The sequence below is a fragment of the Nocardia sp. NPDC052566 genome (genome assembly GCF_044547285.1).
Lineage (GTDB): Bacteria > Actinomycetota > Actinomycetes > Mycobacteriales > Mycobacteriaceae > Nocardia.
On sequence record NZ_JBIUAF010000001.1, the window covers coordinates 958443 to 969530 of the forward strand.

Genomic DNA, 11088 nt, shown 5'->3' on the forward strand with positions numbered 1-11088 from the left:
GGCAGCCGCCTAGGACGGTTCGTCGTCGCGTGTGGGTTCGGCGACGTGCTGCAGGGCTTGGAGGAGTTGGTCGATGGCGGTTTTGGGGAAGACGAGCTGGTAGCCCTCCGTGTGGCTGCGGGCTCGCTTCAATTCGATGCCGAGACGGTCGAATTCGGTGACGAGGTCGACGACGGATCGGTGTTTGCGCGCGAGGTTCTGCAGGGCGCTCACGCCGCTTTCGACGTCGTCGTCGTCCGTCGGCGCCGGGGCGGCGGGCTCGCCGGGCGGTGCTCCGAGGGTGCCGCCGTGGTGCAGTACCGCGGTCGCGCTGCCGGGCGGCATGCCGAGTGCCTCCAGTGCCCGGTTGTATTTGGCCTCCGTGGTGGCACTGATGGTGTCGACCTGCCCGCTCTCGATGCGGGACTGGACATTCCGGGTCGGGCCACCGAGGTCGTGGATGCGCTGGTGGGTGATCAGCTCGTCGGGAAGATTGCGCTGCCGGAACGCCTTCAGCTGCCAGCCGAACCGTTGTCCATTCGATTCGGCGCTCTGATCCTGCTCTTCGGCGCCCATGGCGAGCACCATACCACTCGAGTGTGCATAGCTACTCGCATAGCTACTCATCGTGCCCATGTATATCACGCATTCCCTGGTGGAGTGGCTGGCGCACTCAGGGTAATCGCTCAATACCCCGTCGTCACGCCGTGTTTCACGGAGCGGAACCGACCGTGGAGCACTGGCACGGACGAGTAGTCATGCACAGCAATGCGCACCGATGCGTTGACATGTGCACCTACGGGTCGTTACGTTCGTGTACGAGCGCAGGTCTTGGTACCGGACGTGAGGTGGACATCGGCTGTATGGCAGTTCGGCTGGGTGACGGTCCGGCGCCGGAACAGCGTGAATCGACGACGAAAGTTCGCCTCTCCCTGTGTCAATGGCGACAAATAGGCCCGTCTTCTTCGGCGCAGTGATGTGTGTATTACAAGTGAAGGTCATGCGATGAGTGCTATTCAGAGTTCCGCCATCGAGGGGGTGTCGACCGAGCACGAGGGCATCGCCGTGGTGGGGATCGGTTGCCGGTTCCCAGGACAGATTGCCAGTGCCGACGACTTCTGGCAGCTCCTGCTCGACGAGCGGGACGCCATTCGCGATGTCCCCGCGCATCGCTGGACGAAAGCCGCCTTCTACGACCGTGATGCGGCCCGTCCCGGCCATCTGCGGACCCGCGCGGGCGGATACCTCGACGACATCACCGCATTCGACGCGCAGTTCTTCGGCATCACACCGCACGAGGCTTTGCGGATCGATCCGCAGCAGCGGCTGTTCCTCGAGACGACCTGGGAGGCGCTGCAGGACGCGGGCATCGTGCCCGAAACGCTCGCGGGCAGCCGGACCGCGGTCTACGCGGGCGTCTCCGGCCACGACTACGGCATCATTCAGCTCAATCCCGAGAATCGCTACCTGCTCGGCGGCCACACCATGGCGGGCATCACGAACTGCATTGTGGCCAACCGCGTTTCGTATCTGCTCGACCTGCGCGGGCCGAGCATGATCGTGGATACCGCCTGCTCGTCCTCGCTGGTCGCGGTGCACCTCGCCTGCCGGAGCCTGCGCTCCGGCGAGGCGACGATGGCGATCGTCGGCGGCGTCGGCGCGAACCTGTTGCCCGAGACGACCATCGCGTTCAGCCAGGGGACGTTCCTGTCGCCCGACGGCCGATCCAAGTCGTTCAGCCGGGCGGCCGATGGTTATGTGCGCAGCGAGGGGTCGGGCACGGTCATCCTGAAGCCGCTGTCGGCGGCCATCGCCGACGACGATCACATCTACGCGGTGATCCGCGGCAGCGCGACCAATTCCGACGGCCGCACGAACGGTATGACCGTGCCCGGCGAGGAATCGCAGGCACAGATGATCGCGGACGCCTGTCGCGACGCGGGGATCGCACCGGCGGATATCGGCTATGTGGAGGCGCACGGCACGGGAACACCGGTCGGTGACCCGATCGAGGCGCGCGCGCTCGGAAAGGCGTTGTCGGCCGGGCGCAATGGGCACGGGCCGTGCATCGTCGGCGCGGTGAAGTCGAACCTGGGTCACCTCGAACCGGCGGCGGGCATCGCGGGCATGATCAAGGCCTGCCTGGTGGTGAACAAGGGGGAGATCCCCGCGAATATTCATGCGGCGGAACCGAACCCGAAGATCCCGTTCGAGGAACTCGGCCTGCGGCTCGCGCAGACCCGGCAACCGTGGCCGCGCAGTGGCCCGCGCCTGGCCGGGGTGAACTCGTTCGGCTTCGGCGGCTCCAACGCCCATGTGATCATCGAGGGCCCGCCCGAGCAGGCGCCGAAGCAGGGCGCGGCGGCGGGCAGCGCGGCGCAGCAGCCGGTGCTGTTCAGCCTCAGCGCGAAATCGAAAGACGCGCTGCGCGCCTACGCCGACAGCTATGCCGACTACCTCGACAGGCCCGCGGCCGCCGCGCTGCTGCCCGCCGCCGCGGCCACGCAGGCGCGGACCCGGTCGCACTACGACCACCGCCTCGCCATGGTGTGCTCGTCCGCGGACGAGCTACGCGGCGCCCTGCGCGACGTGGCCGCGGGCTCGTCGCCCGAGTCGGTGCGCAGTGGCGTCAAGGGGCACGCCGCGTCCGGTGCGGTATTCGTCTTCTCGGGTCAGGGCCCGCAGTGGTGGCGGATGGCGCGTGAACTCCTGACGGAGAACCCGGTATTCCGCCGGACCGTCGAGCGGGTGGACGCCGAACTCGCGAAGTACGCGGATTGGACTGTGTCCGAGGAACTTCGCCGCGATGAGGCCGACAGCCGCATCGGGGAGACGTTCATCGCCCAGCCCTCGGTGTTCGCGGTGCAGGTCGGTTTGGCGAATGTGTGGCAGAGCTGGGGGATCAGCCCGTCGGCGGTGGTCGGTCACAGCATCGGTGAGGTCGCCGCCGCCTGTGTGTCGGGGGCGTTGTCGTTCGAGGACGCGGTGCGGGTCATCTTCCACCGCAGCCGGGTTCAGCAGCAGGCCTCCGGCAAGGGCAAGATGCTCGCCGTCGGTCTCACGCACGCTGAGGTCGAGGAGCGGATCACCGCGTATCGCGGTCGGGTCGAGGTCGCCGCGCTCAACGGCCCGGAATCGGTGGCGCTGGCCGGTGATCCGGACGCCCTCGAAGAGATCGAGCGAGAACTCAACGCGGAGAAGATCTTCTGCCGCATGCTCCAGGTCGCCGTCGCCTTCCACAGCCACCACATGGACCCGCTGAAGGACGAACTGCTCTCCTCCCTGGACGGACTCACCTCCGGCGAGGCGACTGTCCCGATGTACTCCACCGTCACCGCCGACATCGCGCCGACGGGTTCGCTCGACGCCGAGTACTGGTGGCGCAACGTCCGCGAGCCGGTACGGTTCGCCCCCACCATCGATCGCCTCATCGAAGACCAGCACCTGGCCTTCGTCGAACTGGGCCCGCATCCCATCCACGCGACCGCCATCGGCGAGCTGCTCGGCAAGCGGCAGGTCACCGGGACCGTCGTTCCGTCGCTGCACCGCAAGCAAAGTGACCGCTTCACCCTGCTGGATTCACTTGCCACGCTGTATGTGGCGGGCTTCGAACCGACGTGGGACACCGTCTTCGACGGGAACTCCGAACGTGTGGCGGTGCCCTTCTACCCGTGGCAGCGCGACAGCTACTGGCTGGAATCGGCAACCTCACGCGGCCACCGGTTCCCGACGCTCGGGCATCCGCTCGTCGGCGACAACAGCCATCGGACGGTCGCCGACGAGCCGGGCAAACACGTGTGGGAGCTGGTGCTCGATCCGGTCCGCTTCCCGTGGCTCGACGATCACCGCGTCCAAGGGCCGATCGTCTATCCAGCGGCGGCGCACCTGGATATGGTGATCGGCTGCGCCGAGGACGCGTTCGGCCCCGGCGCGTACTCGCTGGAGGATGTCGAATTCCGCCGCGCCCTTTTCGTTTTCGACGACCGCCCGGCGCCTGCCGTCCAGGTCGTGCTGACCGAGGCGCTGCAATTCACCGTGTACAGCCGTCAGGACGGCGACAAGGACTGGAGCCTGCATTCGTGCGGGACGCTGCGCCGCGGCGCGCCCGCCCCCACGCTCCCCGAATCGCTCGAGGAACTCCGGGCGGAGTGCACCACCGAATCCGATCCCGCGGAGTTCTACGCCGAACTGCGCCGCAACGGCCTGTCCCTCGGCCCGACCTTCATGGCGGCGGTCAAGTTCCGGCACGCCCCTGGCCGATCGCTGACCGAACTCGAGACGCCGTCGGCGTCCGCGGACGAGGCGCCGCGCCACGCGTTCCATCCCGGGCTGCTCGACTCGTGCATCACCTCGCTCGCCACCGTGTACGACGACGTCCTGCTCGGCGCGGACGTGACAAGCGAGGGGAAGACGCTCTTCCTGCCGGTCGAGGTCAAGCGGTTCAGCTTCCACAAGAAGCCGGTCGGCACCGTGTACTGCTACGGGCGCGCGCACCGGCACGAGGACCTCGGGTTCCGCGAGGGCGATTTCTGGATCGTCGACGCCGACGGCGCGATCATCGCCGAATTCGAAGGCCTGCGGCTCAAGACCATCACGCAGACCATGGATGCGGGCGACGACATTCTGTCGTCGTTCTACGACTTCCGTTGGGGGCAAGCGCCCGTCGACGCGAAGACGCGCATCCCGGCCGATTTCCTGCCGTCGGAGCAGACACTGCACACCGCCGTCGATCCGCTGATCGAGGAGTTGCGGGAGTGGTCGGTCAACAACAATTACCACGCCGTCACCGAAGTGGCGATGAATCGCCTGTGCGTCGACTACGTGACCGAGGCCTTCTACAAGACGGGCATGAGCTTCGCGAAGGGGCGGCGCTTCACTCAGGACGAGATCGCGCTGGAGCTGCGGGTGCACGAGAAGCATCGGCGCTACCTCGGTCGCCTGCTGGAGATGCTGTCCTGGCACGGGATTGTCGAAAACGACGGCGGCACATGGCAACTGCTGATCGAGCCGGCCAGGGTCGATACCGCCGCCACGCTCGCGGTATTGCGTGACCGGCATCCGGAGTGCGCGAGCGAATTCGCGGTACTGGAACGCTGTGGCACGGAGCTCGCCGCCGTGCTGCGCGACGAGGTCAACCCGATCGAGCTCATCTTCCCCGAGGACGAGTTCGAATCGGTCGCCGATCTCTACGGCACCTCGTTCTCGTTCGAGAAGACCAATCGCATCGTCCGCCGCATCGTCGCGGAGGCGCTGCGCGAGCTGCCTGCCGATCGGCCGGTGCGCGTACTGGAGATCGGCGCGGGCACGGGCGGCACGACCGGCCATGTGCTCGCCGAATTGCCCGCCGAGCGTGCGGAATACGTGTACTCGGATATCTCCGAGCTGTTCCTGTTCAAGGCGCGTCAGCGGTTCGCCGACATCGATTTCATGGACTACCGCATCCTCGACATCGAATCCGAGATCGCGGCACAGGGTTTCGATCCGCACTACTTCGACATCATCGTCGCGTCGAATGTCCTGCACGCCACCGTGAGCCTGCGCGACACCCTCGGCAACGTCAAAGACCTGCTGACCTCGCAGGGCCTGGTCCTGATCGTCGAGGGTGCGGTGTCGCCGCACTGGGTCGACCTCACCTTCGGCATGACCGAGGGGTGGTGGCGCTTCGCCGACCACGACCTGCGGCCGAGCTATCCGCTGCTGTCCGACGCGACCTGGCGAGAGTTCCTGCCCACCCTGGACTTCGAGCACGTCGAGGTGTTCTCCGAGCGGGTCACCGCGGAGCAGTCCGGTAATTCGGTGATCGTGGCGCGCGGGCGCGCGATCGACCTCGAGCCCTACCAGCCGCAGGTCGAGCCGGGCGCCTGGGTCGTCCTGGCCGATGCGGGCGGTGTGGCCGAGCGCTATCTCGGCCTGCTCGGGGCGGCAGGCGCGGGCAGCGTCGTGGTCACCCGCGGCGACTCCTACGAGCAGCTCGACGCCCGCCGCTTCGAGGTGGACCCGGCCGGCAGCGCGGACCTGAAGCGCGTGCTGGAGCATGTGCGGGAACAGGCGGGCGATGTGGCGGGCGTGCTGCATCTGTGGAACCTGGACTTCGCGGAGGCCGAGCTCAGCGCCGAGCTGCTGCCGACGCTGGAGCTGCACGGCGCCTACAGCGTGATCACGCTGGCGCAGGCGGTGCAGGAGCTGGAATGGCCGAAGCTACCGCGGTTCTGGGTGGCGACCTCGGGGGCGCAGATCATCGATCGGACCGAACGCGTTGCCCCCGCCCAGCTTTCGAGCTGGGGCGTGCTGCGTGTGCTGTTGAACGAGCAGATCGCGTTGCCCGCGAAGATCATCGACTTCGATCCGGCGGGCGGTACCGAGGTTCGGGCAGCGCAGCTGTTCGACGAGCTGCTGCATGTGCGGGTCGCCGACGAGGAAGTGGCCTTCCGCGCGGATACCCGGTACATCGACCGGCTCGAGCACGTCTCGCTGGCGGAATTCGAAGCGTCCGCGGCCACTTCGGGCCGCGTATCGGACGAGACCCCGTTCGCGCTCGCCGTGCCCGCCGAGCCAGGGATCGACCAGCTCCGGTTCGAACAGCAGGCCGTACCGGTGCTCGGCGGCGGTGACATCGCCATCCGGCCGCTCGCCACCGGCCTGAACTTCCGCGACGTCATGCTCACGCTCGGCGTGCTGTCGGAGGGCGCGACCTTCGGCGGGTTCTACGAGGACAACCTCGGCGTGGAATGCGCCGGGATCGTCACGGAGGTCGGCTCCGACGTCGAGGGATTCGTGCCGGGGGATCGCGTCGTCGCCTTTGCCCGTGGCTGTTTCGGCTCGCTGGTGGTCGCCGATGCCGAGCGGGTCTTCGCGATGCCGCTCGGTCTGTCGGACGCCGAGGCGGCGACGCTGCCGATGGCGTATCTGACGGCCTGGTACGGAATGGTGGAGGTCGGCAGGCTGCGCCGGGGCGAGCGGGTGCTCGTGCACGCCGCCGCGGGTGGTGTCGGCCTCGCCGCGGTGCACATCGCGCACCTGCTCGGCGCGACGGTCCTCGCCACCGCTGGCAGCGATGAAAAGCGGGACTACCTTCGGTCGTTGGGCGTCGAGGAGGTCTTCGACTCGCGCTCGCTGGAATTCGCGCAGGAGATCAAGCAGCGCTACGACGGTGTCGACCTCGTGCTGAATTCGCTGCAGGGCGAGACCATTCCGAAGAGCCTCGAACTGCTGCGCCCGCGTGGCCGTTTCGTGGAGATCGGGAAGAAGGACATCTACGACAACTACAAGCTCGGCCTGAAGCCGTTCGGCAACAACCTCATCTACGCGGCCATCGATATCGACCGGCTGCTGCTGGAAGATCCGGCGCTGTGCCGCGAATCCATGACGAAGGTGCTCGACGGCGTCGCGGCGGGCACGCTGCCCGCGCTGCCGCACACCGACTTCGGCGCCGCCGAGGTGGGCGCCGCGTTCCGCTACATGGCGGGGGCCAAGCAGATCGGCAAGGTCGTCGTCGAATTCGAGCCGGAGACAGAGGTGCTCGTCTATCCGGCCGCGAGCGCGGACGAGTCGTTCGACGCCGACGGCACCTACCTGGTCACCGGTGGCTACACGGGATTCGGCCTGGCGACCGCCAAATGGCTGGTCGACAAGGGCGCGGGCACCGTGGTGCTGGCCGGGCGCCGGGCACAGGTCGACGCCGAGAACGAGCCGGTGATCCTGGCGATGCGCGAGGCGGGCGCCACCGTGGTGCTCGAGCGCGCCGATGTGTCGAGCGAGTCCGAGGTCGTCGGGCTGCTCGCGCGGATGGCCGAATTGGCGCCGCTGCGTGGCGTATTCCACTGCGCGATGGTGCTCGACGATGTGTCGCTGACCCAGATGACACAGGAGCAGTTCCTGAAGGCGGTGCGGCCCAAGGTCGACGGCGCGTGGCACCTGCACAACCACACGCGCGCACTCGATCTGACCACCTTCGTCATGTATTCCTCGATGAGCTGGTACATCGGCACACCGGGTCAGGCCAACTACGCGGCGGCCAACGGATTCCTGGAAGCGCTCGCCGCACACCGGCGCGACCTCGGGCTGCCCGCGCTGACCATCAACTGGGGCGCCATCGGCGAGGTCGGATTCATCGTCCGCAACAAGCTCGACACGCTCGCCAGGATGGGCTGGAAGGCGATCTCGCCCGCCGACGCGCTGGGCTTCGTCGGGCGGTGCCTTGCGCAGAATGTCGGCCGCGCCAGCGTTTTCGGCGTCGACTTCGTGACGATGAGTCAGGTGATGCCGTCGTTCCGCAGCTCGCTGCGGCTGGCGCACCTCGCGCAGGACAGCACCTCGGGCGCCGCGGGCGGCTTCGGCACCGAGAGCCTGCGCGCCGAACTCGTCGAGCTCGCGGTGGACGCGCGAGAACCGCGGCTCGTCACGGCACTGTCCGAGCAGATCGCGCGGATCTTCGATATGCCGGTCGACCGCCTGGCCCACGATGTCGCGCTGACCGATCTCGGCATGGATTCGCTCATGGCGGGCCAGATCCGCAACGTCTTGGCCAAGCAACTCGACATCGACTTCCCGACAATGGGTTTGATGCGCGGGCCGACCCTGGTCGAACTCGCCACCGATGTCCTCGCCCATGTCTTCGAGACCGTGTCGGGTGAGCCGCCCGCCGCGCCGGTGGAGGTCGCCGGTCCGGAGCGCTGGATCCGCTCGACCAAGGGCCGCGGCGACACGGCGACGCTGCGGGTGTTCACGCTGCCCTTCGTCGGCGGCAGCTCCTCGGCCTTCACACCGTGGCCGAACAGCCTGCCCGAGACGGTCGACGTGGTCGGCATCCAGTACCCGGGCCGCGACAGCCGCATCGATGAGACGCCGATCGACTCGATGCCCGCCTTCATCGCGGAACTGGCCGATGCCATGCTGCCGTATCTCGACCGCTCCTTCGCGATCTACGGGCACAGCATGGGCGGACTGCTCGCCTACGAGCTCACCAAGTATCTCGAGCGGAATTTCGCCGAGGTGCCGATGAAACTCATCATCGGCGGCTGGCCGTCGCCGGATCTGGTCGAGGGGTATGTGCGCAACCTGGAGCACCTGCGCGACGGCTTCGACGTCGACGGCGCCTCGGACGGCAGGATTCTGGAAGTGTTGCGGGACAACGGTTTGTTCACCGAGCACTTCGACGATGAGGCGGCGGTCAAGCCACTGATCCCGGCGGTGCGGGCGGACCTCAAGATGCTCGGCGAGTACCGCTTCGACAACAGTGTCATGCTGCGCGCGCCGATCACGGTCCTGCGCGGCGCCGACGACCCGCTGTTCGAGCCGGCGCAGCTGAGCGGCTGGGAACAGCTGACGATCGGCAGGTTCGCGCTCACCACCGTGCCGGGCGGCCACCTGTTCATCCAGAACGCGAGCGCGCGGGTGATGGAGACGATCGCCCGGGAGCTGGCCGCCGAGAACACCTTCCCGAGCTTCACGAGCCTCGTCGCCGACGCCGATTGAGCGCGACCGGGATCAACAGCAGGAACGGAGAATCATGAAACCGGACGAACGTTACGACGTCGTGGTGTGTGGCGGGGGATTGGCGGGCCTGACGGCATCGAGGCAGATCAAGCGGGCCATGCCCGACCTCACAGTGCTTGTCCTGGAACGCACCAGCGGCGACATCCCCGACGCCGCATACAAAGTGGGTGAATCGACCGTCGAAGTCGGTGCGCACTACTACACCGAACAGCTCGGCCTCACCGGCCATTTCAACCGGCAGCAACTGCCCAAGCTCGGGCTGCGGTTCTTCTTCGGCGATACCCGCGGCCCGTTCGACGCGCGGCCCGAGCTCGGTTCGCGGCGGTTCCCCCGTGTGCCGTCGTATCAGATCGACCGCGGCATCTTCGAACGCGAATTGCGGCGCTACGCCCGCGAACTCGGCGTCGATCTGGTCGAGCAGGCCAAGGTGGACGATGTCGACCTCGCCATGGGGGACGAGGATCATCTCATCCACTTCGAGCTGGCGGGTGAGGGCACCCCGCGCACGGTGCGTGCGCGGTTCCTCGTCGACGCCTCGGGGCGCCACCGGCTGATCCAGCGCAAGCTCGGCCTCGGCACGCCGAGCCCGCACAAGATCAACGCGGCCTGGTGGCGCTTCCGCGGCGAATACGACATCGAGACGATGGCGGCGTCGACCAGCCCGACCTGGAAGCCGAAAACCCAAGAGCGCCGGTGGTTCTCGACCAATCACCTGATGGGTGCGGGTTACTGGGTGTGGATGATCCCGCTGTCGTCGGGTAACACCAGCGTCGGCATCGTCACCGACGAGAACGTCCATCCCTTCAGCACCTACTCGACGGAAACGAAAGCGCGCCGGTGGCTCGACGAATACGAGCCGACGCTCGCCAAGTTCGTCGAGAACGCCGAGATCATCGACTTCCTGCGGCTGCGCAACGCGAGTCACTTTTCCAAGCAGGCGTTTTCGCATCACCGATGGTCCTGTGTCGGCGAGGCGGCGGTATTCCTCGACGCCTTCTACAGCCCGGGATCGGACTGGATCGGCTACACCAACACCATCACCACCCGGATGATCGAACTCGATCGCAAGGGCCGCCTGACCGAGGAGGTCGCCGACACCTACAACCGGCTGCTGCTCGAGGATCTCTGGCCGAATTACCTTCCGGTCTACCTGAACAACTACCCGATCTTCGGGCACGCGCCCGCCATGTTCACCAAGGTCATCTGGGACACCTCGTTCTACTGGGCGCTGCCCTCCCAGCTGCTCTTCCGCGGCCTGCTCGCCGACGAGGACGCGGCCGCCGAATTCCATCCCATCGCACAGCGATTCCGCGAGATCCAGACGCGGATGCAGGCGAACCTGCGCGCCTTCGCGACGCATACCCAGCCGACGGACAAGTACCTGTTCCTCGAGTACAGCAAGGAGCCCATCTGCACGCAGCTGCACCTGGATCTGCTCACCGACAAGACCGCCGATCAGTGCTTCCGCGATATGCGGCGCAATGTCGATCGTTTGGCAGCTTGGGCGGGATCGTTCGAGCAGGAACTCACGAAAACCCATGGGATTACCGTGGAGTTCGACACAATGCTGGAAAGCGTTTCCGACAGCGGCGCAGCGCTGCCGCGGTAATGAAC

Annotated in this window: 3 protein-coding genes; 2 read left to right on the plus strand and 1 reads right to left on the minus strand. The window is 67.0% G+C overall.

Annotated features, from left to right (window positions below; all coding sequences use genetic code 11):
* Nucleotides 1-9: 9 nt before the first annotated feature.
* Entirely contained in the window at nucleotides 10-555 is a 546-nt protein-coding gene (locus tag ACIG5A_RS04075) for a hypothetical protein (protein WP_397237476.1), read from the minus strand.
* Between the two features lie 429 nt (nucleotides 556-984).
* Here ACIG5A_RS04075 and ACIG5A_RS04080 point away from each other — a divergent pair, with 429 nt between their 5' ends.
* Both ACIG5A_RS04080 and ACIG5A_RS04085 read left to right on the plus strand, forming a co-directional pair.
* Entirely contained in the window at nucleotides 985-9453 is an 8469-nt protein-coding gene (locus ACIG5A_RS04080; RefSeq protein ID WP_397237478.1) for an SDR family NAD(P)-dependent oxidoreductase, read from the plus strand.
* Between the two features lie 34 nt (nucleotides 9454-9487).
* The gene (locus tag ACIG5A_RS04085) at nucleotides 9488-11083 is read left to right on the plus strand and encodes an NAD(P)/FAD-dependent oxidoreductase (RefSeq protein WP_397237480.1); all 1596 of its coding nucleotides are present in this window, start codon (nucleotides 9488-9490) and stop codon (nucleotides 11081-11083) included.
* Nucleotides 11084-11088 lie beyond the last annotated feature (5 nt).